The organism is Pseudomonas sp. SF2 (assembly GCF_036858055.1).
Classification (GTDB): domain Bacteria; phylum Pseudomonadota; class Gammaproteobacteria; order Pseudomonadales; family Pseudomonadaceae; genus Aquipseudomonas.
Genome location: NZ_JAMBDI010000007.1, coordinates 130,658 through 157,216 on the forward strand (window position 1 = coordinate 130,658; position 26,559 = coordinate 157,216).

The following is a 26,559-nucleotide window of genomic DNA, read 5'->3' on the forward strand; positions in this document are numbered from 1 at the left end:
AGATTACCTGTGGGAGCGGGCGAGCCCGCGAAGAAGCCGGCACGGATCAAGGGTTACCCGCAGTGAAGTCAGGCAACCCGCTGATCGGCCTGTCGAACCGATAAGGTATCGACTCCAGCGCCAACCCCACATTGCGCTGCACCACGAAATGCAGGTGCGGCCCGGTGCTGTTGCCGGTATTGCCCGACCTGGCCAGCATCTGCCCCTGCCGCACCCGTTGCCCCTCCGCCACCACCACCGAACCGCGCATCAGGTGCAAGTACACGCCCATGGTGCCATCCGGGTGCAGGATCCTGACGAAATTGCCCGACGGGTTGGGCCCGCGCCCGCTCTGGCTGTTCTCCGTTTTCACCACCACCCCTTCCCGCGCCGCGATGATGGTGGTGCCTTCGGGCATGGCGATATCCATGGCATAGCGCCCCTTGGGCCCAAAATGGCTGACTCGGCCATTGGGCCCTTGGGTCACGCGGAACGGCCCGCCGAGCCAGGGAAAGGCATAACGGAAGCCCTGCGGCCGCTTGCCCGGGTCGCCCATGGCCTGCAGCAGGGTCGAGCGGTAGTTCAGCAGCATTCCGGGCCGCCCCCTGAGCACGCTGAGCATTTGCGTGGTGCGCGGCGGCAGCACCCGGCGCACGATACGTGGGGCATTGCCACCTTGTGCGTTCACCAGGTTGTCCAGGCGCAACTCCACCTCCACCGGCACATGCAGCTGGTTGCGCGCCGAGAAGCTCACGCCGCCGTTGAAGGTAATCGCGTTCAGCAGCACCTGGCCTTCGGCCATTTCGACCATGGGTACGCGCCGCACCAAGGGTTTGGCACCGGGGCCGGGCCGGTCGGAATAGGAGGTCACACGGCCATCGTCGGTGATCTCGTAGATGGTCATGCCCAGGCTCGACGCCGAGGCCATGAGCAATGCACAGAACAGCAGCAGGCGGGCGGGCATGATAGTGGCTTTTTGACAGTTATGATCTGTCGAAGCCTAGCAGCGGGTTTTGTGGCGGGTATGACAGTTGGTCGGATGGCGTCAACAGGACTGGCCCCATCGCCGGCAAGCCAGCTCCCACAGGAATTGCACAAGGCCAGAGGTTGGCGCTGTACCCGTGGGAGCTGGCTTGCCGGCGACAAGGCCAGTAGCCATGACTCAGGCGCCCGGGGTGAAGTGCTTCTGCGCCGTCCCGCGGGCAATCAGCCGCGACAGGTAGTCGAGCTTCTGGGCATCCTGGTCGACGAACTTGAAGGTCAGTTGCAACCAGTCACTGTCGGGCTTGGGCTCCAGTGCCGCGACGGCATGCAGGTAGCCGTTCAGGCGCGCGACTTCGGCGCTCTCGCCCTGCTCCAGGTCCAGCACCGCGCCCTCCAGCACCTGCGGCAGCACTTCGCCACGGCGCACCACCAGCAGGGCCTCCTTCAGGCTCAGCGCCTTGATCACGCACGGCTGCATGCCGCTGGCCAGGCGCAACTGGCCCTGGCCGCGGCCAGTCGGCGCGGGGGCTGCGGGCCTGGGGGCACTGGCCAGTGGCCTGGCGGGTACGGGTGCCGCCGCTGGCGCCGCGACCTTCACCGCTTCAGGCTTGCCGGCTGTCAGCGCATTCAGCGAGTCATTGGCGAACGCCGAATTGATCCGCGCCGGGCCACTGGCCATCAGGCTGTCGAGCTTGCCGATCTTGGCCAAGGCCTTTTTCACCTTGGTCAGCAGCTGCTCGTTGGTGAACGGCTTGCCGACAAAATCGGAAACGCCCGCCTGGATCGCCTGGATGACGTTTTCCTTGTCACCACGGCTGGTCACCATGATGAACTGCAGGTTCTTCATCGCAGGCTGCTGGCGGCACCAGGTGAGCAGTTCCAGGCCGGACATTTCCGGCATCTCCCAGTCGCACAGGACCAGGTCGAACGCTTCCTTGCCCAGCATGGCCATGGCCTTGCGACCGTTGACGGCATCGTCGATGGTCATGCCCGGGAAGGCATTACGCAGGCATTTGCGGACCAGGTCACGGATAAACGGGGCGTCATCCACGACCAGCACATTCACTTTACTCATCGATACTCCTTCTGAATCCCGACTAGCCTACTGCCGAATAATGGCCATTTGCTACAACCTGGTCACGCCGGGACTTCTTCACATCGTTCGCGGGTGCCTGCCGGCTCCTCGACCGCAAACGAAAACGCCCGGCCAAGGCCGGGCGTCGATGCTCGGGAGCAACCTTACTTATCGTCAGGTTCAGCCGGAACATTAGCGTTTTCGCCGTCAGCGACAGCGGTGCCCTGCACTTCTGCCGTCATGCGCTTGAGGCCCATGTGACGCACGTCGGTGCCGCGCACCAGGTAGATCACCAGCTCGGAGATGTTGCGCGCATGGTCGCCGATGCGCTCCAGCGAACGTAGCACCCAGATCACGCTCAGTACCCGCGAAATCGAGCGCGGGTCTTCCATCATGTAGGTCACCAGCTCACGCAGGGCGGTCTTGTATTCACGGTCGATGGTCTTGTCGTACTGGGCCACCGACAGTGCCAGTTCGGCGTCGAAGCGGGCAAAGGCGTCCAGCGCGTCGCGGACCATGTTGCGTACCTGGTCACCGATGTGACGCACCTCGACGTAACCGCGCGGCGACTCGCCTTCCTCGCACAGCTGGATGGCGCGGCGGGCGATCTTGGTCGACTCGTCACCGATGCGCTCCAGGTCGATCACCGACTTGGAGATGCTGATGATCAGGCGCAGGTCGGAGGCCGCCGGCTGACGACGGGCGAGGATGCGCAGGCACTCCTCGTCGATGTTGCGCTCCATCTGGTTGATCTGCTCATCGACTTCGCGCACTTGCTGGGCCAGGCCCGAGTCGGCTTCGATCAGCGCGGTAACTGCGTCGTTGACCTGCTTTTCGACCAGGCCGCCCATGGCCAGCAGGTGGCTACGCACCTCTTCGAGCTCGGCGTTGAACTGCTGGGAAATGTGATGCGTAAGGCTTTCTTTGTTGATCATCGTTCGCTCCGCGAAGAAGCTGCAAGCTTCAATTTGTTCGTGTCATACCCTGGCCCACCCTGGCAAACACATCCTGTGGGAGCGGGTTCACNNGAAGCCGGTGCCAGACACCGCAGCGCCTGCTTCGCGGGTAAACCCGCTCCCACAGGGGCCAGGCACCTGTCCCGAGCGGCTGCTAGCCGTAGCGACCGGTGATGTAGTCTTCGGTCTGCTTCTTCGCCGGGTTGGTGAACAGGGTGTCGGTATCCCCGAATTCGACCAGTTTGCCCATGTACATGAACGCGGTGTAGTCCGAAACACGGGCCGCCTGCTGCATGTTGTGGGTCACGATGACGATGGTGTACTTGGATTTCAATTCGTAGATCAGTTCCTCGACTTTCAGGGTCGAGATCGGGTCCAGTGCCGAGCACGGTTCGTCGAGCAGCAGCACTTCCGGTTCCACGGCGATGGTGCGGGCAATGACCAGACGCTGCTGCTGGCCACCGGACAGGCCCAGTGCCGAGTCGTGCAGGCGGTCCTTGACCTCGTCCCACAGGGCCGCGCCCTTCAGCGCCCACTCGACCGCTTCGTCGAGCACGCGCTTCTTGTTGATGCCCTGGATGCGCAGGCCATAGACCACGTTTTCGTAGATGGTCTTGGGGAACGGATTGGGCTTCTGGAATACCATGCCCACACGGCGGCGCAGCTCGGCCACGTCTTCGCCCTTGCGGTAGATATTGTTGCCGTACAGGTTGATGGCGCCTTCCACGCGGCAGCCGTCAACCAGGTCGTTCATGCGGTTGAACGTGCGCAGCAGGGTCGACTTGCCGCAGCCGGACGGGCCGATAAAGGCGGTCACGCGCTGCTTGGGGATATTCATCTGCACATCGAACAGCGCTTGTTTGTCGCCGTAGAACAGGCTCAGACCCGGCACTTCGATGGCTACGGTTTCTTCGGCCAGGCGCAGGCTCTGCTTGTCGCGGCCCAGGGCAGACATGTCGATGCCGTGGGCATGGGATTCTTGCTGCATGGTCAACTCCATACGCTAACAATTCGTTTCAAAGGGCCGCCCGGCTCACGGGCGGCACGCTTGCAATCAGGATCAGCTGTCGAGGGCCTTGTACTTCTCGCGCAGGTGGTTACGGATCCACACGGCCGAGAGGTTGAGGGCCGCGATCACCAGCACCAGCAGCAACGCCGTGGCGTATACCAGCGGCCGCGCTGCTTCGACGTTAGGGCTCTGGAAACCGACGTCATAGATATGGAAGCCCAGATGCATGATCTTCTGGTCCAGGTGCAGGTACGGGTAGTTACCGTCCACCGGCAGCGATGGCGCCAGCTTCACCACACCTACCAGCATCAACGGCGCCACTTCACCGGCGGCGCGGGCCACGGCGAGGATCATGCCGGTCATCATCGCCGGGCTGGCCATCGGCAGGACGATCTTCCACAGGGTCTCGGCCTTGGTCGCCCCCAGGGCCAGCGAGCCTTCGCGCACGGTACGCGGGATGCGCGCCAGGCCTTCTTCGGTGGCCACGATCACCACCGGCACGGCCAGCAGCGCCAGGGTCAGCGATGCCCACAGCAGGCCCGGGGTACCCAGGGTTGGCGCCGGCAGTGCTTCAGGGAAGAACAGGCGGTCAATCGAACCACCCAGCACGTAGACGAAGAAGCCCAGGCCGAACACGCCGTAGACGATCGCCGGTACACCGGCCAGGTTGTTCACAGCGATGCGGATCAGGCGGGTCACCGGGCCCTGTCTGGCATATTCACGCAGGTACACGGCAGCCAGCACACCGAACGGGGTGACGATCACGGCCATGATCAGGGTCATCATCACGGTACCGAAGATGGCCGGAAAGATACCGCCCTCGGTGTTGGCTTCACGCGGATCGTCGCTGAGGAACTCCCAGACCTTGGTGAAGTAGCTGCCCAGTTTGGTGAAGCCCGACATGGCGTTCGGCTGGATGGCGTGCACCACCTTGCTGAGGTTGATTTCCACTTCACGGCCGTCGCCATCGCGGGCCACCAGGCTGTCGCGGGCGAAGGCCTGGTGCAGGCCGGTCAGGCGGTCTTCGATGGCCTTGTAGCGGCTGTTCAGCTCGGCACGCTCGGCGTCCATGTCGGCCTGGGCGGCGGCGTCCAGCTTGCCCTCCAGCTCCAGCTTGCGCGCCTGCAGACGCAGGCGCTCGAGGCCATGGTTGATGGCACCGATGTCTTTCTTCTCGAGCCTTTGCAGTTCGCTGTTGAGCTGGTTGGCGCGCTTGAGACGGGCCTGCAGCTCGTTCCAGGCGGCAGCGCCTTCTGCGACCACGCGGCCCTCTTCCTTGACGCTGACCAGGTAGCCGTAGAAGTTGCCCCACTCGCGGCGCTCCAGGGCGATCAGGTCGGTCGGGTGCTTTTCGTCCACCAGCCAGTCGCCGACCACCCAGGTGAAGTCGCTGCCGTTGAGGTCGCGGTTGCCCACCTTGATCAGCTCGCGGGTCATGAACTCCGGGCCCTGGTCAGGCACTGGCAGGCCGGCGCCCTTCAGGCGGGCACGGGGTACTTCTTCCTTTTGCACCACTTCGCCAATGACGATGTGATCGGCCTGACCCGGCACCTTGTAGGTGGCCTGGACAAGATCGGCCGGCCAGAAGTGGCCCAGGCCGCGCACGGCAATCACCGCCAGCAGGCCAACGGTCATGATCACGGCCATGGCCACCGCGCCGCCGCTCATCCAGACGCCTGGGGCGCCGCTCTTGAACCAGCCTTTGAGGGAATCCTTTTTCACGGATCGCTACCTTTCTATCAAAGCGACGAGTATTTCTTGCGCAGACGCTGGCGAATCAGCTCGGCCAAGGTGTTCATGATGAAGGTGAACATCAGCAGCACCAGCGCGGCCAGGAACAGCACGCGATAGTGGCTGCCACCGACTTCCGATTCCGGCATTTCCACGGCCACGTTGGCGGCCAGGGTGCGCATGCCCTCGAACAGGTTCAGCTCCATCACCGGGGTGTTGCCGGTGGCCATCAGCACGATCATGGTCTCGCCCACCGCACGGCCCATGCCGATCATCAGCGCCGAGAAGATACCCGGGCTGGCGGTGAGAATGACCACGCGGGTCAAGGTCTGCCAGGGCGTTGCACCCAGGGCCAGGGAGCCCAGGGTCAGGCTGCGCGGCACGCTGAACACGGCGTCTTCGGCGATGGAGTAGATGTTCGGGATGACCGCGAAGCCCATGGCGATACCCACGACCAGGGCGTTGCGCTGGTCGTAGGTTATCCCCAGGTCGTTGGTGATCCACAGGCGCATGTCGCCGCCAAAAAGCCAGCTCTCGAGGTGCGGGCTCATGGTCAGGGCGAACCAGCCGGTGAACAGGATGACCGGGATCAGGATCGCCGCTTCCCAGCCATCCGGGATACGCAGGCGGATCGACTCGGGCAGGCGGGTCCAGGCAAAGCCGGCCAGCAGGATACCGAGCGGCATCAGCAGGAACAGGCTGAACACGCCCGGCAGGTGGCCTTCCAGGTACGGGGCGAGGAACAGGCCGGCGAAGAAGCCGAGGATCACCGTCGGCATCGCTTCCATCAGTTCGATCACCGGCTTGACCTTGCGGCGCATGCCTGGGGCCATGAAGTAGGCGGTGTAGATGGCCGCGGCAATCGCCAGCGGGGCCGCCAGGATCATCGCGTAGAACGCGGCCTTCAGGGTACCGAAGGTCAACGGCGACAGGCTCAGTTTGGGCTCGAAGTCGGTGTTCGAAGCGGTCGATTGCCAGACGTACTTCGGCTCGTCGTAGTTCTCGTACCACACCTTGCCCCACAGCGCGCTGAAGGAAATTTCCGGGTGCGGGTTACGCAAGCTCAGTGGCAGCAGCTTGCCGCCTTCTTCGATGATGATGCGGTTGGCGCGTGGCGACAGGGCCAGGATGCCCGGGCCTTCGGCGGCCGGCTCGACCAGCAGGGTGCGGTGCGCGGTGCTGTGGAACACGCCCAGCTCACCTGCGGCGTCGAGGGCGACGAAGCCCTTGCGGCGCTCTTCGGCGTCGATCTGCACGACCGCGGCCTTGCCCATCTGGAAGGTGCGGATCAGCTTGAAGCGCGATTCGCCGTCCGGGTCACGGGCCATGAACCACTGGGACAGGCCGCCCTTGGAGTCGCCGATGATCAGCGAGATGCCGCCGACCAGCTGGGCGGTGGCGGTGATTTCGGTGTCGGCGCTGTCAGACAGCTTGTAGCGGCCGTTGAGGCTCTTGTCGCGCAGGTTGAACACGTCCGCGGTGGCGCGGCCGTTGATCACGTACAGCCACTGCTGACGCGGGTCGATGAAGATGTTCTTCACCGTTTCAGTCATCTGCGGCAGTTCAATGCGGTTCTGCTCGGTGGTGACCTCTTCGGTCATCATGTTTTCGGTACGGGTCAGCTCGACCACCTGCAGGTGCGCGCCGGTGGAGCCGGCCAGCAGCAGGGTGTCGCCGTTGACGTTGACACTGACATGCTCCAGCGCACGGCCCTGCTCGTCGAGCACGAACGGCTGCTCGCCGTACGGGTAGTCGATGCCGGGGGCGATGGTTTTCTTGTTGTCCGGGTAGGTGATCTTGTAGGAGTGGTGGAACACCAGCGCCTGGCCATTGGACAAGCCCAGCACCACCAGCGGGCTACCCGGCTGATCGGCACTGATCGAAGTGACCTGGGTGCCTGCCGGCACTGGCAGGTCGAAACGCTTGAGCTCGTTACCGCTCTTGGTATCGAAGAACAGTGCCTGGCCCTTGTCCGAAACGCGCATGCCCACCAGGTTCTGCTCTTCAAGCGCGATCATCAGCGGCTTGCCGGCATCCTGTTGCAGCCAGGTTGGCTCCAGGGCCTTCTTGCTGGTCAGTTCGGCACCCTGGAACAGCGGCAGCACCACATAGGCCAGATAGAAGAAGATCAGGGTGATCGCCGCCAGTACGGCAAGCCCGCCCACCAGTACATACCAGCGGGTCAGGCGGTCCTTGAGCGCGCGCATGCGGCGCTTGCGTTGCAACTCCGGCGTATTGAAATCAATCCGCACGGGCTGGGAGTTTTGGGTCATGTTGGAGTTGGCCAGATCATTCATGCGCACACCCTAGCGGTCCCGTGTGACAAAAACATTACAAAATGGTGACGCACGAAAGCCCGCCGCACAGGAAACCTGGCTTCGGACTGGAAATTCGTGGAAGAGGCCGGGCATCAGCACCGGCCTCCCCCTCAGTTACTTACTTTTTTGCAACGTTACCTGCGTGGGACAGGCCCAGGTCAGCCAAGGTCTTGTCGACGACTTTGGCCGGCAGCGGGATGTAGCCGTCCTTCACCACGACCTGCTGGCCAGCTTGCGACAGCACCAGCTTGACGAACTCGGCTTCCAGCGGGGCCAGAGGCTTGTTCGGGGCCTTGTTGACGTAGACGTACAGGAAGCGCGACAGCGGGTAGGTGCCGTTCAGGGCGTTGGTTTCGTTGTCTTCAACGAACTCGCCGCCTTCCTTCTTGGCCAGGGCCACGGTCTTGACGCTGGCGGTCTTGTAGCCGATGCCCGAGTAGCCGATGCCGTTCAGCGAGGAGCTGATCGACTGCACGACCGAAGCCGAGCCAGGCTGTTCGTTGACGTTAGGCTTGAAGTCGCCTTTGCACAGGGCTTCTTCCTTGAAGTAGCCGTAGGTGCCCGATACCGAGTTACGGCCGAACAGCTGTACTGGCTTGTTGGCCAGGTCGCCGGTCACGCCCAGGTCACCCCAGGTCTTGACGTCGGCTTTGCCACCGCACAGGCGGGTGGAAGAGAAGATGGCGTCGACCTGGGCCATGGTCAGGCCTTTGATCGGGTTGTCCTTGTGTACGAACACAGCCAGGGCGTCTACGGCGACCGGGATGGCGGTCGGCTTGTAGCCGTACTTCTGCTCGAAGGCCTGCAACTCGACGTCCTTCATCTTGCGGCTCATCGGGCCGAGGTTGGCGGTACCTTCGGTCAGCGCGGGTGGCGCGGTGGAGGAGCCGGCAGCCTGGATCTGGATGTTTACGTTCGGATATTCCTTCTTGTAGGCCTCGGCCCACAGAGTCATCAGGTTGGCGAGGGTGTCCGAACCGACGCTGGAGAGGTTGCCCGAAACACCGGTGGTCTTGGTGTAGGTCGGGATCGCAGGATCGACAGCGGCTACCGCGTTGGCGGTTGCAACGCCAGCGGCGGCAAAGGTGAGGGCCGCCATCAAACGCTTCAGTTTCATGCCTTGCTCCTAGCAGGAATATTGGGGTGTTGGATGGAACGGGCCCAAGTATCTGCAGGCCGCATGAATACGATATGACTTGAATATGACAATTGGATGAAAGGCCATCACCGAAAAGCAGGTCCGGCCTCTTCGCGGGCGTGCCCGCGAAGAGGGCAGCAGCCGTGGCGCAGATCAGCGCTTGTTGGCGAGCAGGTACACGCCCACGACCAGACCAACGGCACACAGCCCCGCCACATAGTAGGCAGGCGCCATCGGGCTCACTTTCAGCAGCGCAGTCACCACCATCGGTGTCAGCCCGCCAAAGATCGCGTAGGCCACGTTGTACGAGAACGACAGCCCGCTGAAGCGCACCACCGCCGGAAAGGCCTTGACCATTACATAAGGCACCGCGCCAATCACACCCACGCACAAACCGGTCACCGCATACAGCGGGAACAACAGCTCGGGCCGGGTCGGCAGGCTGTGGTAGAAGGTCCAGGAACTGGCCAGCAGCAGCAGGCTGCCGATCACGAATACCCGGCCCGCGCCAAAGCGGTCGGCCAGGCTGCCAGCACCGATGCAGCCGAAGCTGAGCAGCACGATGGCCAGGCTGTTGGCCTTGAGCGAGTCGGTGGGGCTGATGTGGTAGATGCTCTGCAGCAGTGCCGGGGTCATCAGGATGAGCACCACGATGGCGGCCGACAGCATCCAGGTCAGCAGCATGGACAGGATGATCGCGCCGCGATGGTCACGCAGCACCGCGCGCAACGGCAGCTCCTCGGCCAGCGCCTTGCGCTGCTGCATCTCGGCGAACACCGGGGTTTCGTGCAGCCAGCGGCGCAGGTACACCGAGAACAGGCCGAATACACCGCCGAGCAGGAACGGGATGCGCCAGGCGTAATCAGCCACTTCCTGCGCGCTGTAGACGCTGTTGATCAGGGTTGCCACCAGCGAGCCCAGCAGGATACCCGCGGTCAGGCCTGCGGTGAGGGTGCCGCAGGCGTAGCCGGTGTTGCGCTCTGGCACGTGCTCGGACACGAACACCCAGGCGCCCGGTACCTCGCCACCGATCGCCGCGCCCTGGATCACGCGCATCAGCAGCAACAGGATCGGCGCCCACATGCCGATCTGTGCATAGGTAGGCAGCAGGCCCATGATCAGCGTTGGCAGGGCCATCATGAAGATACTCAGGGTGAACATCTTCTTGCGCCCGAGCAGGTCACCGAAGTGGGCCATGATGATGCCGCCCAGCGGCCGCGCCAGGTAGCCGGCGGCGAAAATGCCGAAGGTTTGCATCAGGCGCAGCCATTCGGGCATGTCAGCCGGGAAGAACAGCTTGCCGACCACCGTGGCGAAGAACACGAAAATGATGAAATCGTAGAACTCCAGCGCGCCGCCCAGGGCGGACAGTGAGAGAGTCTTGTAGTCACTGCGGGTCAGCGGCCGCGAAGGCTGCTCGATACTGCTGGGCACGGAAGTCATCGCTCGTTGTTCTCTTTGTGGGCATGCAGGCCGCTTGGCATGCGGCTTCTGGATTGGGAGACAGGCGAAGATAGCAAATTGCTGAGCTGCGCCGAAAGCGATACAAAATCCCTACACATATTCATGAATGCGCGGTCGTCGCTGGCCGTTATGCTCTATATACTGGCGATTCGTAGGAAAAGGTTGCTCCTAACGTGGGATGTTGTGCGAAAACGCCGGTCATTATTGTCAGACGGTTTCGCAGAGTTTCCCTACGGCCGCCCAGTGAAACGAAATCGGCGTAGTATGTTTCAAGCTGAATCGTTTACCCGGCCTTTGCGCCACACCAACGAAAAGCGTCACGGGTCAGAGGCCCCATCGCATGATTGAGCTCGAACAAGAAGATCCAATCCCGCAAGGCGACCTGGCCTTGCAGATCACCGCACTCCCGCGCGAGACCAACGGGTTTGGCGACATCTTCGGCGGCTGGCTGGTCGCCCAGATGGACCTGGCCGGCACCGCCATGGCCAGCCGTGTCGCCGGCGGCCGCGTGGCCACCGTAGCCATCGACCGCATGGCCTTTCTGGTACCGGTCGCCGTCGGCGCGCAGCTGTCGTTCTATACCCAGACCCTGGAAATCGGCCGCAGCTCGATCCAGATGATGGTCGAAGTGTGGAGCGACGACCCGCTGTCCAGTGAATGGCGCAAGGTCACCGAAGCCGTGTTCGTCTTCGTCGCCATCGACGGCAGTGGCCGCACCCGCTCCGTACCTCGTCGCTGAGCCACGCCGGCGGTAAACTCATTGCATGTGCCCGGGTCCAAGGCCCACTGGCAATCAATGAGATAAATGCAATGGCTACCTTCCAGGTCGTAACCGAGCAACATGGCGAACTCAACTGCTGGCGTATCAGCAGCGACCACGCCGAACTGTTGATCGCCCAGCAGGGCGCGCAGATCCTCAGCTACCAGCGCGTTGGCCAGCCACCGCTGCTGTGGCTGAGCGACCAGGCCATCTTCCGTCAGGGCAAGTCGGTACGCGCCGGTGTGCCGGTGTGCTGGCCGTGGTTCGGCAACCTGCAGCGCAACCCCCAGGCCGTGCAGGCCATGTACCGCGGCGAGCAGGCACCTGCCCACGGCTTGGCGCGCGCGCGCGACTGGCAATTGCTGGGTATCGAGGAAGCAGGTGATGGCCTGCGCATCGAATTCGAACTGCCAGAAGCGCAGGGTGACCTGCCTGGCTGGCCTCATGACGTCGAGCTGAAGCTGGTAGTGGAGCTGGGCGAGGACCTGCAGCTGAACCTGACCAGCCGCAACATGGGCAATACCCCCGTTACCATCAGCCAGGCCCTGCACAGCTACTTCGCGGTCAGTGACGTGCGCCAGGCGCGGGTCGAAGGGGTCGAAGGGCTGGGCTATATCGAGACCCTGGCTGGCTGGGAACAACGCCAGCAGCAGGGGCCGCTGGGGTTTGCCGGGGAGACTGACCGGATCTACCTGGCAACCCCGCAGACGCTGAGCATTGTCGACCCACATTGGAGCCGGCGAATTACCTTGACCAGCAGCGGGTCGCGCTCGGCGGTGATCTGGAACCCTTGGACCGAGCGGGCCAAGGATCTGCCGGACATGGCCGATGACGGGTGGCAGCGGATGCTGTGCATCGAGACGGCGAACGTGTGGGATGACCTGGTGGAATTGAAGCCTGGGGCCAGCAGCTCGCTGGGGGTCAGGATTGGCTGTGAAATGATCTGAGTCTTGCAGTGCCTGTTCGGGCCCCTTCGCGGGTAAACCCGCTCCCACAGGGTCGCCACAATATTCAGGATTTGTGGAGACCCTGTGGGAGCGGGTTTACCCGCGAAAGGGCCGGCGCAGGCAATCAGAGGTCTGCGTCTTCCACCACCCTGACCTTCCCCGCATCCAGCGCATAGGCCGCATCGGCCAGGTCATTGCTGACCTTCTCCACCTTCAGCTTGCCGCTGACCCACAGCGGTGTGTAGATGTCATCGATCTTCAGGCCTTTCGGGTAGCGCACCAGCACCAGCTGGTTAGGCGGTGGTGGCGGCACATGGATGCACGCGCCCGGGTATGGCACCAGGAAGAACAGTGTGCTGTTGCCCTTGGCGTCGCTCTCCAGCGGCACCGGGTAGCCACCCAGGCGAATGTCCTTGCCGTTCATGGCCGCCACGGTCTTGGTCGAGTACATCACCGCCGGCAGGCCCTTGCCCTGCTTCAGGCCGCCCTTGTCGGTAAAGGTGCCCATGGCTTCCGGCGAGTTGTGGTCGATTTCGGGCATTTGCTCGAGCGCCTGCTGGTCCGACTCGGGCATCAGCTCCAGCCAGTCGGTTTCAGGCAGTTCGGCATGGGCCAGGGCGCTGGCCAACAGCAGTGGAGCGAGGAAAAAGGCACGCATGAAAATGCTCGGCAACTCGAATGAATTGCCGGGCATTCTAACCACTATTCAGCGTTTCTTGATGAATCCGTAGACCACCAGAAGGATCACGGCACCGACCAGCGCGCCAAGGAAACCCGAAACCTGCCCGGCCTGGTAGATGCCCAGCGCCTGGCCGCCGTAGGTGGCCAGCAGGGAGCCGGCAATCCCCAGCAGGATGGTCATGATCCAGCCCATGCTGTCGTCGCCCGGCTTGATGAAGCGGGCCAGCAGGCCGACGATAAGGCCGATGAAGATGGTTCCAATGATACCCATGGCAATCCCTCTGCAGTGAAGATGGAACAAGCCAAAGCCTAGACAGCGCTTTGGCTTGTCGCCATTTCAGAGGGCAAGCCGCTGTAGAAGTTCGATCAGTTGCCGATCAGGGCTTCCACTTCGGCAATCTTGCGCTCGAGGGTGGCCATGTCGTGGCAGCGCAGGGTGGCGTGGCCAACCTTGCGACCGACCTTGAAGGCCTTGCCGTAGTGGTGCAGGTGGCAATCACCGATGGCAACCACCTTGTCCACTGCCGGCACTTCACCGATGAAGTTGAGCATCGCGCTCTCGCCGACCTTGGCGGTCGAGCCCAGCGGCAGGCCGGCGACGGCCCGCAGGTGGTTCTCGAACTGGCTGCACTCGGCGCCCTCGATGGTCCAGTGCCCGGAGTTGTGCACACGCGGGGCGATTTCGTTGGCCTTCAGGCCACCATCGACTTCGAAGAACTCGAAGGCCATCACGCCCACATAGTCCAGTTGCTTGAGCACGCGGCCCACGTAGTCTTCGGCCAGGGCCTGCAGCGGGTGCGCCTGGCTGGCGACCGACAGGCGCAGGATGCCGCTTTCGTGGGTGTTGTGCACCAGCGGGTAGAAGCGGGTTTCGCCATCGCGGGCACGCACGGCCACCAGCGACACTTCGCCGGTGAACGGCACGAAGCCTTCCAGCAGGCACGGTACGCTACCCAGCTCGGCAAAGGTACCGACCACGTCCTCAGGCGTGCGCAGTACCTTCTGGCCCTTGCCGTCGTAACCCAGGGTGCGGGTTTTCAGCACGGCCGGCAGGCCGATGCTGGCCACCGCGGCGTCCAGGTCGGCCTGCGAGAGGATGTCGGCGAAGGCCGGGGTGGGGATACCCAGGTCGCGGAACATGCTCTTCTCGAACAGGCGGTCACGGGCGATGCGCAGCGCTTCGGCGCTGGGGTACACCGGCACGAACTGCGAGAGGAAGGCCACGGTCTCGGCCGGGACGCTTTCGAACTCGAAGGTGACCAGGTCGACTTCGTCGGCCAACTGGCGCAGGTGATCCTGGTCGCCGTAGTCGGCACGCAGGTGCTCGCCCAGCGGCGCGGCGCAGGCGTCCGGCGCCGGGTCAAGGAAGGCGAAGTTCATGCCCAGCGGGGTACCCGCCAGAGCCAGCATGCGGCCCAGCTGGCCGCCACCGATTACACCGATCTTCATGGGTTGAGCCTCAAGCCTGGCGCGGGTCTGGGTTGTCCAGCACGGTGTCGGTCTGTTCCGTGCGGAACTGCTTGAGCGCCGCGTGGTACTGCGGGTACTTGGCACCAAGGATGCTGGCCGACAGCAGCGCGGCGTTGACCGCACCGGCACGGCCGATGGCCAGAGTGGCTACCGGTACGCCGGCTGGCATCTGCACGATCGACAACAGCGAATCGACACCCGACAGCATCGACGATTGCACGGGCACGCCCAGCACCGGCAGGTGGGTCTTGGCGGCGCACATGCCTGGCAGGTGGGCTGCACCACCGGCACCGGCGATGATCACCTCGATGCCACGGCCCTCAGCCTCCTCGGCATACTGGAACAGCAGATCCGGGGTGCGGTGGGCGGAAACCACCTTCACTTCGTAGGGAATGCCGAGTTTTTCCAGCATATCGGCGGTGTGGCTAAGGGTGGACCAATCGGACTTGGAGCCCATGATCACGCCAACCAGTGCACTCATCGTCGAGCCTCTTCGCTTGTGCGCCCTTGGGCGCGTCAAAAAACAACAAGCCACGCGGGACGACCGGCGTGGCTTGTTTGCTGATCAGGACCGGACGCATCCGGTCGAAAGGCCGCGCAGTATACCGTAAGGTGGTGCGTTTAAGGCACCCCGGCGACCAACTGTCGCCCCTTATTTTTCGGGGCTTTGGCTGACTTTCGGGTCAACCATTGCCGCCCCTTCGAGCTTGCGCCACAACAGCCTTACATTGGCCTTGCGCACCAGTGCGCAGCGGTACAGGCGAATTTCCAGCGGCACATGCCACTGGCTACCGCCACAGATCGCCAGTTCGCCCCGCTCCAGTTCGCCGCGCATCGACAGCCGCGGCACCCAGGCAATGCCCATGCCTTCCAGCGCCATGCTCTTGAGACTGTCTGCCATGGCGGTTTCATAGACGGTGGTATAGCGCAGGTTGCGCTGGCGCAGCAGCAAATTGACCGAGCGACCGAGGAAAGCGCCGGCGGTATAGGCCAGCAGCGGCACGCTACCCTCGCCTTCCAGGTCGAACAACGGCTTGCCGTCGGCATCCACGGCGCATACCGGCAACATTTCAGTGGTACCCATGTGCAGCGACGGGAAGATTTCGGCATCCATCTGCAGGGCGGCATCCGGGTCATAGAAGGCCAGCATCAGGTCGCAGCCACCTTCGCGCAATGCATGCACGGCATCTCCGACGTTGGTCGCAACCAGGCGGGTGGCGATGTTCAACCCGTCGTTGCGCAACTGGGCCACCCAACGTGGGAAAAAGCCCGATGCCAGGGAGTGTGCCGCGGCCACCTGCACCACCTCGCCCTGGCCACCTTCCAGATGATGCAAATGGCGGAGAATTTCGCTCAACTGGTCGACAACAGTACGCGCCGTGACGAGAAACAGCTGGCCGGCCTCGGTCAGTTCGATCGGCGTGCGGGAACGGTTCACCAACTGCAGGCCCAAGGCGGCTTCCAGGCTGCGAATACGTCGGCTGAAGGCCGGTTGGGTGACGAAACGCCGCTCTGCCGCCTGGGAAAAACTGCGGGTGGCGGCCAGCGCGCTGAAGTCTTCCAGCCATTTGCTTTCAAGGTTCACGAAGCACATCTCCTGGCGTGCACCAAAATGGAACACGCTCGAATGTCAATTGGCGTCACATGAAACACTATGCCGTTTGTGCATAGGTTAGCGTGCAACAGCATTGGCCGCAAAATCACCTTCAGGCCTAGGATTGGCGCCATTCCGGCATGTGCCGGGTCAAAATCGAGATGATATACATCATGTCCTCCGCTGCATCGTTCCGCGTCGAAAAAGACTTGTTGGGCACCCTTGAAGTTCCTGCAGATGCCTACTACGGCATCCAGACCCTGCGCGCTGCCAACAACTTCCACCTCTCCGGTGTTCCGCTGTCGCACTACCCGAAGCTGGTCGTGGCCCTGGCCATGGTCAAGCAGGCTGCTGCCGACGCCAACCGTGAGCTGGGTCACCTGAGCGATGCCAAGCACGCTGCCATCACCGCAGCCTGCGCCCGCCTGATCAAAGGCGATTACCACGACCAGTTCGTGGTGGACATGATCCAGGGCGGTGCTGGTACTTCTACCAACATGAACGCCAACGAAGTCATCGCCAACGTCGCGCTGGAGGCCATGGGCCACCAGAAGGGTGAGTACCAGTACCTGCACCCGAACAACGACGTGAACATGGCGCAGTCGACCAACGACGCCTACCCGACGGCCATCCGCCTGGGCCTGCTGCTGGGCCACGACGCCCTGCTGGCCAGCCTCGACAGCCTGATCCAGGCCTTCGCTGCCAAGGGTAAAGAGTTCGATCACGTACTGAAGATGGGCCGTACCCAGCTGCAGGACGCCGTACCGATGACCCTGGGCCAGGAATTCCGCGCCTTCGCCACCACCATGACCGAAGACCTGCAGCGCCTGCGCTCGCTGGCCCCGGAACTGCTGACCGAAATCAACCTGGGCGGTACCGCCATCGGCACCGGCATCAACGCCGACCCTGGCTACCAGGCCCTGGCCGTGCAGCGCCTGGCTGCCATCAGCGGCCAGCCGCTGGTACCGGCTGCCGACCTGATCGAAGCCACCTCCGACATGGGCGCCTTCGTGCTGTTCTCCGGCATGCTCAAGCGTACCGCCGTCAAGCTGTCGAAGATCTGCAACGACCTGCGCCTGCTGTCCAGCGGCCCACGCACCGGCATCAACGAGATCAACCTGCCAGCGCGTCAGCCAGGCAGCTCGATCATGCCAGGCAAGGTCAACCCGGTTATCCCGGAAGCCGTCAACCAGGTGGCCTTCGCCATCATGGGCAACGACCTGGCCCTGACCGTCGCCGCCGAAGGTGGCCAGCTGCAGTTGAACGTGATGGAGCCGCTGATCGCCTACAAGATCTTCGACTCGATCCGCCTGCTGCAACGCGCCATGGACATGCTGCGCGAGCACTGCATCGTCGGCATCACCGCCAACGAACAGCGCTGCCGTGAACTGGTCGAGCACTCGATCGGCCTGGTCACCGCCCTGAACCCGTACATCGGCTACGAAAACGCCACCCGTATCGCCCGCGTTGCCCTGGAAACCGGCCGCGGCGTGCTGGAACTGGTGCGCGAAGAGAAGCTGCTGGACGACGCGATGCTCGACGACATCCTGCGTCCGGAAAACATGATCGCTCCCCGTCTGGTTCCGCTGAAGGCGTAACCAGGCCGCTGTAAACAGTCTCACCAGGTCGAGGGACTAGACACCTCTCAACCTTTCCAAGGCCCGAGCCTATGCTTCGGGCCTTTTTTTTCGCCTGCAGGATTTTGCGGCTGCCTTGCAGCCCTATCGGCACACAACTTGCTCGATAATGCGTCCCAGCCCAACGGGATTACCCAGCATGCTGCACAGCCACCTCACCACCCTCAACGCGGTTTCGCTGATCCTCAACGTCTTCCAGGCAGACGGCTGCGAGGCGTCGGCGCTGCTGGCCGGCAGCGGCATCGGCCCGGCAGACCTGGGCCATGCCGATGCGCGCATCACCACCCAGCAGGAACTGCAGGTGTGCGCCAACGCCGTTGCCCGGCGCGAGGATATCGGCCTGGAACTGGGCCGGCGCATGCATGTGTCGTGCTACGGCATGCTCGGTTACGCCCTGCTCTCCAGTGCCACTTTGGGTGACGCCTTGCGCCTGGCGCTGCAGTATCCGGCACTGCTGGGAACAGTCTTCAAGCTGCGTTTGCTCGACGACGGCCAGCGCGTCTGGTTCAGCGCCAGCGATTACCACGACAGCCCGGCGCTGACCGCCTTCAACGCCGAGTTCTGCCTGGTGTCGCTGAAGGTCATCTGCGACGACCTGCTCGGTCGCCCGCTGCCCCTGCTGGGCGCCCGCTTCGAGCACCCGCGGCCTGGCTACCACGCGCTCTATGCCGGGGCATTCCAGGGCTCGGTCCGTTTCGACGCCGAGGACAATGCCTTTGCCTTCGAACGGCGCTGGCTGGACACCCCACTGCCACTGGCCGACCCGATTACCCACAAGGCCATGAGCGAACGCTGCCGGCGCCTTAACCTGGAGTTCACCGGCCGCCAGGCCTGGCTGGGGCGGATTCGCCAACTGCTGGCGCAGCAACTGGATGCAGCGCCCGGGCTGGAAGGGCTGGCGCGACAGATGAACTGCTCATCGCGCACCCTGCGCCGGCACTTGCAGGCGCTGGGCAGCAGTTATCAACAGCTGCTGGATGAACTGAGGTTCGAGCGGGCCAAGCAGTTGCTGGCCGATGAGCAGATGCCGATCTACCGGATTGCCGAGTCCCTGGGCTTCAGCGAGACCGCCAGTTTCCGGCATGCCTTCCAGCGTTGGAGTGGAGTGGCACCCAGTCACTTTCGCGGGTGAACCCGCTCCCACAGGGATTGCACCCACTCAGGTGCAACACTGTACCTGTGGGAGCGGGTTCACCCGCGAAAGGTCCGGTACAGGCCACCAACAATCCAGCCAAAAGAGCTTGGCCACATCGATCCCCTTTTGGCCACTTGCGTCGTTCTCCCCCACTGGCCCGCCCATGAAAATGGACCCACGCCAGTACCCACCGGAGAACAACAATGCTGACGATCTATTCCGATGACCACCGCCTGCACCACGGCCGCTGCGAGCTGATCGACGGCAAGCTGATGCCCTGCTTCGAAATGCCGTCACGCGCCGACCATGTGCTCGACCAGGTCAAAAAGCGCAACCTCGGCGACATCCAGGGCCCCACCGACTTCGGCCGCGCCCCTTTGCTGCGCATCCACAGCGCCGATTACCTGAACTTCTTCGAAGGCGCCTGGGCGCGCTGGGCCGCACTGGGCCAGGAAGGCGACCTGCTGCCGTTCACCTGGCCCGCACGCACCCTGCGCCAGGTAAAACCCACCGGCCTGCACGGTGAACTGGGTTATTACAGCTTCGATGCCGGTGCACCGATCACCGCCGGCACCTGGCAGGCCGCCTACAGTGCCGCCCAGGTCGCCCTCACCGCCCAGGCGGCGATTCAGCAAGGCGCACATTCCGCCTTTGCCCTGTGCCGCCCGCCAGGGCACCACGCGGCTGGCGAAGTCATGGGCGGCTATTGCTACCTGAACAACGCCGCCATCGCCGCCCAGGCCTTCCTCGACCAGGGCCGGCGCAAGGTCGCCATCCTCGACGTCGATTACCATCACGGCAACGGCACCCAGGACATCTTCTACAACCGCAACGATGTGTTCTTCGCCTCGATCCACGGCGATCCGCGCGACGAGTTCCCGTTCTTCCTCGGCTATGCCGACGAAACCGGCGAGGGTGCCGGCCAAGGCTGCAACATCAACTACCCACTGCCGGCCGGCAGCGACTGGGCCGCCTGGAGCGACGCCCTGGAGGACGCTTGCCAGCGTATCGCCGCCTATGACGCCGACGTGCTGGTGATCTCCCTGGGCGTCGACACCTTCAAGGACGACCCGATCTCACAGTTCAAGCTGGACAGCCCGGACTACCTGGAAATGGGCAAGCGCATCGCCCGGCTCGGCAAGCCGACCCTGTTCGTGATGGAAGGCGGCTACGCTGTGGAAGAAATCGGTATCAACGCAGTCAATGTGCTGGAAGGCTTCCAGCGCGCCCAGCCAGGAGCCCGATAATGGTCCGACTCAAGCGCCTGCTCGCCCCGTTCATCGCCGCGACCCTGTTCACCGGTGCCCTGCAGGCCCAGGCCGAACAGCGCACCCTGCGGGTGTACAACTGGTTCGACTACATCACCCCGCAAACCCTCACCGAGTTCAAGAAGGACAGCGGGGTGAAGCTGGTGTATGACATCTTCGACACCAACGAGGCGCTGGAAGCCAAGCTGCTGACCGGCAACTCCGGGTATGACGTGGTGGTGCCGTCCAACGTGTTCCTCGCCAAGCAGATCGAAGCGGGGGTGTTCCAGCCGCTGGACCGCAGCAAGCTGCCGAACTGGCAGCACCTGGACCCGGCACTGATGAAGCTGATCGAGGCCAACGACCCCGGCAACAAGTTTGCCGTGCCCTACATGTACGGCACCGTACTGATCGGCTTCAACCCGGCCAAGGTCAAAGCTGCGCTCGGCGACAACGCCCCGGTGGACAGCTGGGATCTGATCTTCAAGGAAGAGAACATCGCCAAGCTCAAGCAGTGCGGCGTGGCCCTGCTCGACTCGCCCTCGGAGATTCTGCCACTGGCATTGCAGTACCTGGGCCTGCCACCGAACAGCGACAAGCCGGCTGATTACAAGAAAGCCGAAGCGCTGATGCTGAAGATCCGCCCGCACATCACCTACTTCCATTCCTCGAAATACATGGCCGACATCGCCAATGGCGATATCTGCGTGGCTGTGGGCTACAGCGGCAGCTTCTCGCAGGCCGCCAACCGCGCCCGCGATGCGAAGAATGGCGTGGTGGTGGACATGCGCCTGCCCAAGGAAGGTGCGCCGATCTGGTTCGACATGCTGGCGATTCCGAAGAACGCGGCCAACCCGGAAGATGCCCATGCATTCATCAACTACCTGCTGCAGCCCGAGGTAATTGCACCGATCAGCGACTTTGTCGGCTACCCGAACCCGAACAAGGATGCGACCGACAAGGTGAGCCCGGCGATTCGCAACAACCCCAACCTGTACCCGACGGCGGAGGCGATGGCCAAGCTGTATACCCTCAAGCCCCTGGCGCGAGATGCAGAGCGGGCGCGGACGCGGGCCTGGACGCGGATCAAGTCCGGAACCTGAGTCGCCTGCTTCGCGGGCACGCCCGCTCCCACAGGATCTGCGCCACACTCAAGGCCAGCGCTGTACCTGTGGGAGCGGGTTTACCCGCGAATAGGCCGCCAAGCCTTGCGCAATTTCATCAACGCCTCGGCAATCTCCCCCTCCGGCACCGCCGCAAACCCCAGCACCAGCCCTGCCCTTTTATCCACAGGTACCTCGCTGTCCGCCAGCCAGAAATTGCTCAGCGGCGTCACCTCCACCCCCACCGCTTCAGCCTTGGCCACCAGTTCCTGCTCCCGCGCAAAGTTATCCACATCGACTTTCACATGCAGCCCGGCCGCCACTTCCGGCATGCCGCCCAACCCCGGAATATCCACAGGCCAGCCGGCCTTGAGCACATTTCGCCGGCTCAACGCCGCCTTGCGCATGCGCCGGATATGCCGCTGGAAATGCCCCCGTGCCATGAACTCGGCCATCACGCACTGGCTACTGACCTCCGAATGCCGCACCGCCAGCGCCCTGGCCTGGCTGAACGCCTGCGCCAGTTGCGCCGGCAATACCAGGTAGCCCAGGCGCAACGCCGGAAAGGCGATCTTGCCGAAGGTACCGACGTACAGCACCCGCCCGTGGCGGTCGAGCGCAGCAAGCGGGGCCAAGGGCGCACCGCTGTAACGGTATTCGCCGTCGTAGTCGTCTTCGATGATCCAGCCATCGCTGCGCTCGGCCCAGGCCAGCAATTCCAGGCGTCGCGCCAGGCTCATGGTCACCCCGGTCGGGTACTGGTGGGCCGGCGTGACATAGACCAGCCGGCAATCCGCCAGCTGCCCGAGCCGGCGACAGTCCATGCCGTCCTCGTCCACTGGCACGCCATGCAACCTGCCACCGGCCAGCGCAAAGGCATGCCCAGCTGCGCGGTAACCCGGGTTTTCCACAGCCACGCCGTCGCCCGGCTGCAACAGCAACTGTGCACAAAGGCTGATGGCCTGCTGCGCACCACTGGTGATCACAATTTGTTCAGCCGTACAAGTCAGTCCACGCGAGCGACGCAGGTAGGCCGCGATCAGTTCGCGCAGCAGCGGCTCTCCTGCCGGGTCGCCATAGCCCAATTGCGCCGGAGCCGGGTTGCGCCAGAAACCCGCCTGCAGCTTGGCCCAGACGTCGAACGGGAACAGATCGAACGCCGGAATACCGACGCGAAAAGCACGCGGTGCACCGCTTCCTGGCGGCGGCAAATGGTTACTTTTCAGGCGCAGCAAAGGCTCACTGGTACGTCGGCTGCTGGATAAATCCTCAGTATTTTCGGAAGGAAATGTGGATAAGTCTGTTGATAACAGCCGGGATAACCCTGTGGATACTTGTGTGGATAGTTTTGCGGCGGAAAGTTTCGGTAGCTGGCTGACATAGGTGCCGTCGCCTACCCGGCTTTCGATGTAGCCCTCCGCATACAGCTGGTCATAGGCCCGCACCACGCTGTTGCGTGACAGCGCCAGCATGGCAGCCAGATCTCGGGTGGCCGGCAGCCGCGTGCCACTGCTCAGGCGCCCGTCCAGCACCCGCGCACGCAGCGCCTGGTACAACTGCTGGCTGAGCCCGCGGCGGCGATCGAGGGCGATCCCGGCAGGGTCGAAAGGCAATACGAGGGGGCGCTCGCTCATGGCATTGGACCTATGAAATCAGCTTTGAATGGATCTTACTATGAACCAATAGCCTGCCTAGGATGGCGCCATCGCACAAGGAAACCGAGCATGTACAACAGCAAACCCCATCAGGAACACGACCTCGGGCGTCTGCACCAGCACATGCTCGACACCCGACTGGCCATCCTGGTCAGCCAGGGCGAGCAAGGCCTGCTGGCCACGCACCTGCCGGTGCTGGTCGATATCGCCGAAGGCGAATTCGGCACCGTCTATGCCCACCTGGCGCGGGTCAACCGCCAGTGGCACGACCTGGAGCAAGGTGGCGAAGCCCTGCTGGTGTTTCCCGGCGCCGATGCCTATGTCAGCCCCGGCTACTACCCGAGCAAGGCCGACAACCCCAAGGTGGTGCCAACCTGGAACTACCTGGCCGTGCACGCCTATGGCCCGGCAGAAGTGATCCACGACGCCGAGCCTCTGCTGGCCATTGTCAGTCGCCTCACCGAGCGCCACGAACAAGGCCGCAGCGAACCGTGGAAAGTCACCGACGCCCCGCGTGACTACCTCGACGGCATGCTCCGCGCCATCGTCGGCATCCGCCTGCCCATCGCTCGCCTGCAAGGCGCGCGCAAGCTCAGCCAGAACCGCTCTGAGCAAGACATTGCCGGCGTGCGTGAAGGCCTGAGCGCCAGCCCCGATTACCTGGATAACCAACTCGCGGCGCATATGCGCCAACTCTGAAGGAACAGCCCATGTCCAGCGTTACCCTGCGTCCTGTCACCCCCGAAGATCACGCTGCCTGGCACGCCCTGTGGCAGGCCTACTTGCATTTTTATGAATCCGAACTGGCCGAAGAGGTCAGCCTCAGCACCTGGCAACGCCTGCTCGACCCGAGTGAACCGACCCATTCAGCCCTGGCCTGGGTCGATGGCAAGGCGGTGGGCATGGTCAACTTCATCTACCATCGTTCCAACTGGAGCATCGGCAACGCCTGCTACCTGCAGGACCTGTACGTGGACAGCGCGCAGCGCGGCCTGGGAATTGGCCGCCAGCTGATCGAGCACGTCTACGCCAGAGCCAAGGCCGACAACTGCAGCAAGGTGTACTGGGTGACCCACGAGACCAACGCCACCGCCATCAGCCTGTACCAGCAGGTTGCCGAGCGCTCGGGCTTCATTCAATTCCGCAAAGAGTTCTAAGCCGAACATGACCGACGCATTGAACTGGAAACCCGCTGCAGCACCCAAGGCCGAGCCCATCGACGGCCGCTTCATCCGCCTGGAAAAGCTCGACCCGGCGCGCCATGGCGACGACCTCTGGGAGGCGCTGCAAGGCCCGGCTGCCGACCCGCTGCTGTGGGACTACCTGCCCTATGGCCCGTTCGCCGAACGTGCCGCCTTCGATCGCTGGCTGGAAGGCAACGCCGCCGGCCGCGACCCGCTGTTCTACACCGTGATCGACCGCCCCAGCGGCCAGGCCCAGGGCATCCTCAGCCTGATGTCGATCGTGCCCGACCACGGCCGCATCGAAATCGGCCACGTCGCCTTCGGCGCCGCCATGCAGCGCACGCCCAAGAGCACCGAGGCGGTGTACCTGCTGGGCAAGGCGGCCTTCGAACTGGGCAACCGCCGGCTGGAGTGGAAGTGCAACAACGCCAACGCCCGCTCCAGGCGTGCCGCGGAGCGGTTTGGCTTTGTGTTCGAGGGAGTTTTCCGCAAGCACCTGGTGGTGAAGGACCACAATCGGGATACGGCGTGGTATTCGATTACCGATGATGAGTGGCCGGCGCTGGCGGCCGCGTTCGAGCGCTGGTTGAGTGAAGAGAACCAGCGGCCGCAAGGCCAGGTGCGGACACTTGAGGACTGCCGTAGGGGGGGATCGGCATAACCGATCACGGGCCGGCAGGCCCGCGATCGGTGCAAGCCCGGTTATCTGATCGGGCTCACACGCCTGACGACGCCCATCTGCAAACCGAACGGTTTGAATACTGCGTTCAACGATTTGAGCGTGGGGTTACCGTCCCCCTGCTCGATCTGAATGAGCGTTCGCACGGAAATCTTGCACATCAGCGCAAACTGGGTCTGCTGCATCTTTGCTACTTCTACGCGCAGGCGGCGAACAGCAGTACCCAACTCGATTGTGCCGTCGGCAATACCTTCGCGCACGCCATCGATCATCAGACCTCGGGCATCGATGGAAACCGTCATGCCAACCCCCACTCCGCCATCCGGCGCTCAAGCTTGCCCAGCGCAATCGCCGGGTGATTCATCACTGCCTCCGGGAGCCCAAGGCCGGACAAGATATCGGGCAATGCCAATAGGTGCCGGGCCTCCTGGCGCAGACGCTGGTAAGCCTCATCCGGATCGATGAATTCGGCCAGCGCAACACAGGCTGCGTGCCAGTCGATTTCGCCTGCTCTTTCGATCAAAGCGGGCCACTTCGTCGTTCTGGTTACACCCTCCTGATCCATCACCATCGGTGCCAAGTCGTAAATGGGTGCAAGACGCACCGTGTCGCGGGTACGAATGATCGCTGTATTGCGTCCATGATTATCGGCGTTACCCAGGATCTTGTTGATCAGGTCGCGCCGCAGGTAATCCGCGATCAGATCAGGCACCTCTTTACCCTGCCCGGCCATCTTCCACAAGCCAACGAGCGTCTCGATCACCTCCAAATGCCCCATCCGGCTACCGGGTTCGGTTACACCACACAAGGAATACATCGATTCCACGGCAAACCGCTGTACTCCCTGATCGGTAACCTGACGGTCGAAGCGTTCCATCCACAGGCTGGGCTTGGCTCCCTCTTCCAGCGCCATGTGTTCACTGGCCACCGTCTCGATGCCAAGCTGCTGCAACGCCCTGTAATAGAGGTACTCGGCCCGCAGGATCTCCTGATCATCGGCCAAGGCCGGGTGCCTGGCGAACTTGATGAACCAATGGCGACAGGCCCCCTCATCCGCAAGCACCGCGTCCGGGTAAAGCTGGCCGTTTTCATCTTCGGTCATCAGCAGCTTTGGCGCCTCTCCACCGGCGCCTGTCGCGCCACCTATGGCCGCGCCCTGCTCGTAGGCGTACTCCAGAAAACGCTGATCGCGAACGATGACGTCCTGGCGAGCAAAACCGATGGGGTCCGCAAGGTCCAGTAATTCAGCCGACTCCCTGATGCGCATATTGCCAATCGGAGCTGGGGTGGAGCGCCCTAGCAGAAACAAGTCTTCCCCCATGCCTGCCGGTCTTTCACGACCGATATGCCTCAGCAGAAAACGCTTCGCAGCCCCTGCAGGCGCTATGTCGTAAAGGAATGCAGGAGCATGCGGTAGACGATGAGAGCCAAAGTCCACCGGGAGCTTGGCACTGGCCGCCAGGCTGAACAGGCTGTCGTAAGCATGCAGATTGGCCTTGACGTAGTTGGATGTGTATCCGAACTCGCAAGGGCTGGAGAGGCTTCTTTCCGGTTCGGCGAAGGCGATGGCAATAGCATCATGCCATTTACCTTGGTCATGTAATTGGAACGTGAGTCGGTACATTGGCCACCTGCAATTTACTGCATATCTTCGATCAGCCTCAGCCGTCAGCCTGCAGTATAGTGCAGATGTATTTCTGAACCACACCCAGTTTATGCATTTTAGTGCAGATATGGCGGCTTTTGCGCCTATAATCTGCATTAAATTGCATATCGTTCCATAAAAAAAGGGGAGCATTCCGCTCCCCAGAGG

The 26,559-nt window shown here is 63.0% G+C and carries 25 protein-coding genes; 9 read left to right on the plus strand and 16 right to left on the minus strand.

Annotated features, from left to right (window positions below; all coding sequences use genetic code 11):
• Window positions 1-46: 46 nt before the first annotated feature.
• The 8 genes from M2S36_RS04425 to M2S36_RS04460 form a co-directional block, all read right to left on the minus strand.
• Entirely contained in the window at window positions 47-943 is an 897-nt protein-coding gene (locus M2S36_RS04425; RefSeq protein ID WP_207831342.1) for a M23 family metallopeptidase, read from the minus strand.
• 198 nt (window positions 944-1,141) lie between these two features.
• Window positions 1,142-2,038, minus strand: a complete 897-nt coding sequence (locus M2S36_RS04430) for a response regulator (protein ID WP_333956769.1) — start codon at window positions 2,036-2,038, stop codon at window positions 1,142-1,144.
• A 164-nt stretch (window positions 2,039-2,202) separates the two neighbouring features.
• A complete protein-coding gene (gene phoU, locus M2S36_RS04435; protein WP_063912252.1) occupies window positions 2,203-2,973 on the minus strand; it encodes a phosphate signaling complex protein PhoU in 771 nt (256 codons plus the stop codon).
• Between the two features lie 175 nt (window positions 2,974-3,148).
• Window positions 3,149-3,982 (minus strand): phosphate ABC transporter ATP-binding protein PstB, encoded by an 834-nt coding sequence (gene pstB / locus M2S36_RS04440; protein WP_046613712.1) that lies wholly within the window; start codon window positions 3,980-3,982, stop codon window positions 3,149-3,151.
• 72 nt (window positions 3,983-4,054) lie between these two features.
• The gene (pstA, locus tag M2S36_RS04445; RefSeq protein ID WP_233687630.1) at window positions 4,055-5,671 is read right to left on the minus strand and encodes a phosphate ABC transporter permease PstA; all 1,617 of its coding nucleotides are present in this window, start codon (window positions 5,669-5,671) and stop codon (window positions 4,055-4,057) included.
• A 71-nt stretch (window positions 5,672-5,742) separates the two neighbouring features.
• Complete coding sequence (locus tag M2S36_RS04450) at window positions 5,743-8,031, minus strand: ABC transporter permease subunit (protein ID WP_241106099.1); 2,289 nt, start codon at window positions 8,029-8,031, stop codon at window positions 5,743-5,745.
• Between the two features lie 139 nt (window positions 8,032-8,170).
• On the minus strand, window positions 8,171-9,169 hold the full coding sequence (locus M2S36_RS04455; RefSeq protein WP_056793940.1) for a phosphate ABC transporter substrate-binding protein PstS: 999 nt from the start codon (window positions 9,167-9,169) through the stop codon (window positions 8,171-8,173).
• 174 nt (window positions 9,170-9,343) lie between these two features.
• Complete coding sequence (locus M2S36_RS04460; protein ID WP_207831346.1) at window positions 9,344-10,633, minus strand: MFS transporter; 1,290 nt, start codon at window positions 10,631-10,633, stop codon at window positions 9,344-9,346.
• A 361-nt stretch (window positions 10,634-10,994) separates the two neighbouring features.
• Here M2S36_RS04460 and M2S36_RS04465 point away from each other — a divergent pair, with 361 nt between their 5' ends.
• Both M2S36_RS04465 and M2S36_RS04470 read left to right on the plus strand, forming a co-directional pair.
• Window positions 10,995-11,393 carry an acyl-CoA thioesterase gene (locus M2S36_RS04465; RefSeq protein ID WP_003253317.1) on the plus strand — a complete coding sequence of 133 codons (399 nt, stop codon included), beginning with the start codon at window positions 10,995-10,997 and terminating at the stop codon, window positions 11,391-11,393.
• 71 nt (window positions 11,394-11,464) lie between these two features.
• Window positions 11,465-12,361, plus strand: a complete 897-nt coding sequence (locus M2S36_RS04470; RefSeq protein WP_233687606.1) for a D-hexose-6-phosphate mutarotase — start codon at window positions 11,465-11,467, stop codon at window positions 12,359-12,361.
• A gap of 124 nt (window positions 12,362-12,485) precedes the next feature.
• On the opposite strand, the gene M2S36_RS04475 is transcribed toward M2S36_RS04470, so the two are convergent.
• From M2S36_RS04475 to M2S36_RS04495, 5 genes are all read right to left on the minus strand, one after another.
• Window positions 12,486-13,019: a DUF3299 domain-containing protein gene (locus M2S36_RS04475; RefSeq protein WP_442793812.1), complete on the minus strand. Its 534-nt coding sequence runs from the start codon at window positions 13,017-13,019 to the stop codon at window positions 12,486-12,488.
• 48 nt (window positions 13,020-13,067) lie between these two features.
• Window positions 13,068-13,313: a GlsB/YeaQ/YmgE family stress response membrane protein gene (locus M2S36_RS04480; RefSeq protein WP_207831352.1), complete on the minus strand. Its 246-nt coding sequence runs from the start codon at window positions 13,311-13,313 to the stop codon at window positions 13,068-13,070.
• A gap of 95 nt (window positions 13,314-13,408) precedes the next feature.
• Window positions 13,409-14,491 carry a 5-(carboxyamino)imidazole ribonucleotide synthase gene (locus M2S36_RS04485; protein ID WP_025341133.1) on the minus strand — a complete coding sequence of 361 codons (1,083 nt, stop codon included), beginning with the start codon at window positions 14,489-14,491 and terminating at the stop codon, window positions 13,409-13,411.
• A 10-nt stretch (window positions 14,492-14,501) separates the two neighbouring features.
• A complete protein-coding gene (purE, locus tag M2S36_RS04490) occupies window positions 14,502-14,993 on the minus strand; it encodes a 5-(carboxyamino)imidazole ribonucleotide mutase (RefSeq protein WP_003253304.1) in 492 nt (163 codons plus the stop codon).
• Window positions 14,994-15,164: 171 nt separating this feature from the next.
• Window positions 15,165-16,097: a LysR substrate-binding domain-containing protein gene (locus M2S36_RS04495; RefSeq protein WP_161797629.1), complete on the minus strand. Its 933-nt coding sequence runs from the start codon at window positions 16,095-16,097 to the stop codon at window positions 15,165-15,167.
• A gap of 182 nt (window positions 16,098-16,279) precedes the next feature.
• On the opposite strand from M2S36_RS04495, the gene aspA reads away from it, so the two are divergent.
• The 4 genes from aspA to M2S36_RS04515 all read left to right on the plus strand — a co-directional run bounded on the left by aspA (window position 16,280) and on the right by M2S36_RS04515 (window position 21,228).
• Entirely contained in the window at window positions 16,280-17,704 is a 1,425-nt protein-coding gene (gene aspA, locus M2S36_RS04500) for an aspartate ammonia-lyase (RefSeq protein WP_003260072.1), read from the plus strand.
• Between the two features lie 178 nt (window positions 17,705-17,882).
• On the plus strand, window positions 17,883-18,875 hold the full coding sequence (locus tag M2S36_RS04505) for an AraC family transcriptional regulator (RefSeq protein ID WP_333956772.1): 993 nt from the start codon (window positions 17,883-17,885) through the stop codon (window positions 18,873-18,875).
• 206 nt (window positions 18,876-19,081) lie between these two features.
• Window positions 19,082-20,125 carry a histone deacetylase family protein gene (locus M2S36_RS04510; protein WP_063912263.1) on the plus strand — a complete coding sequence of 348 codons (1,044 nt, stop codon included), beginning with the start codon at window positions 19,082-19,084 and terminating at the stop codon, window positions 20,123-20,125.
• Window positions 20,125-21,228, plus strand: coding sequence for a polyamine ABC transporter substrate-binding protein (locus tag M2S36_RS04515; protein ID WP_063912264.1), 1,104 nt, complete (start codon window positions 20,125-20,127; stop codon window positions 21,226-21,228). The genes M2S36_RS04510 and M2S36_RS04515 overlap by 1 nt, the downstream gene beginning before the upstream one ends.
• An 80-nt stretch (window positions 21,229-21,308) precedes the next feature.
• Here the strand turns inward: M2S36_RS04515 and pdxR are convergent, their stop codons facing one another.
• The gene (pdxR, locus tag M2S36_RS04520) at window positions 21,309-22,862 is read right to left on the minus strand and encodes a MocR-like pyridoxine biosynthesis transcription factor PdxR (protein ID WP_333956773.1); all 1,554 of its coding nucleotides are present in this window, start codon (window positions 22,860-22,862) and stop codon (window positions 21,309-21,311) included.
• Between the two features lie 90 nt (window positions 22,863-22,952).
• On the opposite strand from pdxR, the gene M2S36_RS04525 reads away from it, so the two are divergent.
• From M2S36_RS04525 to M2S36_RS04535, 3 genes are read left to right on the plus strand one after another with little or no spacing between them, the layout of a single operon-like run.
• Window positions 22,953-23,582: an FMN-binding negative transcriptional regulator gene (locus M2S36_RS04525; RefSeq protein ID WP_207831363.1), complete on the plus strand. Its 630-nt coding sequence runs from the start codon at window positions 22,953-22,955 to the stop codon at window positions 23,580-23,582.
• An 11-nt stretch (window positions 23,583-23,593) separates the two neighbouring features.
• Window positions 23,594-24,040, plus strand: a complete 447-nt coding sequence (locus tag M2S36_RS04530; protein WP_063912267.1) for a GNAT family N-acetyltransferase — start codon at window positions 23,594-23,596, stop codon at window positions 24,038-24,040.
• A 7-nt stretch (window positions 24,041-24,047) separates the two neighbouring features.
• On the plus strand, window positions 24,048-24,728 hold the full coding sequence (locus M2S36_RS04535; protein ID WP_233687608.1) for a GNAT family N-acetyltransferase: 681 nt from the start codon (window positions 24,048-24,050) through the stop codon (window positions 24,726-24,728).
• 41 nt (window positions 24,729-24,769) lie between these two features.
• Here the strand turns inward: M2S36_RS04535 and M2S36_RS04540 are convergent, their stop codons facing one another.
• Both M2S36_RS04540 and M2S36_RS04545 read right to left on the minus strand, forming a co-directional pair.
• The gene (locus M2S36_RS04540; RefSeq protein ID WP_063912269.1) at window positions 24,770-25,048 is read right to left on the minus strand and encodes a helix-turn-helix transcriptional regulator; all 279 of its coding nucleotides are present in this window, start codon (window positions 25,046-25,048) and stop codon (window positions 24,770-24,772) included.
• Window positions 25,045-26,370: a type II toxin-antitoxin system HipA family toxin gene (locus M2S36_RS04545; protein WP_333956774.1), complete on the minus strand. Its 1,326-nt coding sequence runs from the start codon at window positions 26,368-26,370 to the stop codon at window positions 25,045-25,047. The genes M2S36_RS04540 and M2S36_RS04545 overlap by 4 nt, the downstream gene beginning before the upstream one ends.
• Window positions 26,371-26,559: the final 189 nt, after the last annotated feature.

What these genes read in the sequence shown, in the direction of transcription:
- pstA (WP_233687630.1), bottom strand. Translation starts at nt 5,671, where the DNA reads ATGAGCGGCGGCGCGGTGGCCATGGCCGTGATCATGACCGTTGGCCTG.
- M2S36_RS04515 (WP_063912264.1), top strand. Translation starts at nt 20,125, where the DNA reads ATGGTCCGACTCAAGCGCCTGCTCGCCCCGTTCATCGCCGCGACCCTG.
- pdxR (WP_333956773.1), bottom strand. Translation starts at nt 22,862, where the DNA reads ATGAGCGAGCGCCCCCTCGTATTGCCTTTCGACCCTGCCGGGATCGCC.
- purE (WP_003253304.1), bottom strand. Translation starts at nt 14,993, where the DNA reads ATGAGTGCACTGGTTGGCGTGATCATGGGCTCCAAGTCCGATTGGTCC.
- M2S36_RS04535 (WP_233687608.1), top strand. Translation starts at nt 24,048, where the DNA reads ATGACCGACGCATTGAACTGGAAACCCGCTGCAGCACCCAAGGCCGAG.
- M2S36_RS04505 (WP_333956772.1), top strand. Translation starts at nt 17,883, where the DNA reads ATGCTGCACAGCCACCTCACCACCCTCAACGCGGTTTCGCTGATCCTC.
- M2S36_RS04425 (WP_207831342.1), bottom strand. Translation starts at nt 943, where the DNA reads ATGCCCGCCCGCCTGCTGCTGTTCTGTGCATTGCTCATGGCCTCGGCG.
- M2S36_RS04465 (WP_003253317.1), top strand. Translation starts at nt 10,995, where the DNA reads ATGATTGAGCTCGAACAAGAAGATCCAATCCCGCAAGGCGACCTGGCC.
- pstB (WP_046613712.1), bottom strand. Translation starts at nt 3,982, where the DNA reads ATGCAGCAAGAATCCCATGCCCACGGCATCGACATGTCTGCCCTGGGC.
- M2S36_RS04475 (WP_442793812.1), bottom strand. Translation starts at nt 13,019, where the DNA reads ATGCGTGCCTTTTTCCTCGCTCCACTGCTGTTGGCCAGCGCCCTGGCC.
- M2S36_RS04455 (WP_056793940.1), bottom strand. Translation starts at nt 9,169, where the DNA reads ATGAAACTGAAGCGTTTGATGGCGGCCCTCACCTTTGCCGCCGCTGGC.
- M2S36_RS04430 (WP_333956769.1), bottom strand. Translation starts at nt 2,038, where the DNA reads ATGAGTAAAGTGAATGTGCTGGTCGTGGATGACGCCCCGTTTATCCGT.
- M2S36_RS04480 (WP_207831352.1), bottom strand. Translation starts at nt 13,313, where the DNA reads ATGGGTATCATTGGAACCATCTTCATCGGCCTTATCGTCGGCCTGCTG.
- phoU (WP_063912252.1), bottom strand. Translation starts at nt 2,973, where the DNA reads ATGATCAACAAAGAAAGCCTTACGCATCACATTTCCCAGCAGTTCAAC.
- M2S36_RS04510 (WP_063912263.1), top strand. Translation starts at nt 19,082, where the DNA reads ATGCTGACGATCTATTCCGATGACCACCGCCTGCACCACGGCCGCTGC.
- M2S36_RS04450 (WP_241106099.1), bottom strand. Translation starts at nt 8,031, where the DNA reads ATGAATGATCTGGCCAACTCCAACATGACCCAAAACTCCCAGCCCGTG.
- M2S36_RS04525 (WP_207831363.1), top strand. Translation starts at nt 22,953, where the DNA reads ATGTACAACAGCAAACCCCATCAGGAACACGACCTCGGGCGTCTGCAC.
- M2S36_RS04530 (WP_063912267.1), top strand. Translation starts at nt 23,594, where the DNA reads ATGTCCAGCGTTACCCTGCGTCCTGTCACCCCCGAAGATCACGCTGCC.
- M2S36_RS04460 (WP_207831346.1), bottom strand. Translation starts at nt 10,633, where the DNA reads ATGACTTCCGTGCCCAGCAGTATCGAGCAGCCTTCGCGGCCGCTGACC.
- M2S36_RS04485 (WP_025341133.1), bottom strand. Translation starts at nt 14,491, where the DNA reads ATGAAGATCGGTGTAATCGGTGGCGGCCAGCTGGGCCGCATGCTGGCT.
- aspA (WP_003260072.1), top strand. Translation starts at nt 16,280, where the DNA reads ATGTCCTCCGCTGCATCGTTCCGCGTCGAAAAAGACTTGTTGGGCACC.
- M2S36_RS04470 (WP_233687606.1), top strand. Translation starts at nt 11,465, where the DNA reads ATGGCTACCTTCCAGGTCGTAACCGAGCAACATGGCGAACTCAACTGC.
- M2S36_RS04540 (WP_063912269.1), bottom strand. Translation starts at nt 25,048, where the DNA reads ATGACGGTTTCCATCGATGCCCGAGGTCTGATGATCGATGGCGTGCGC.
- M2S36_RS04545 (WP_333956774.1), bottom strand. Translation starts at nt 26,370, where the DNA reads ATGTACCGACTCACGTTCCAATTACATGACCAAGGTAAATGGCATGAT.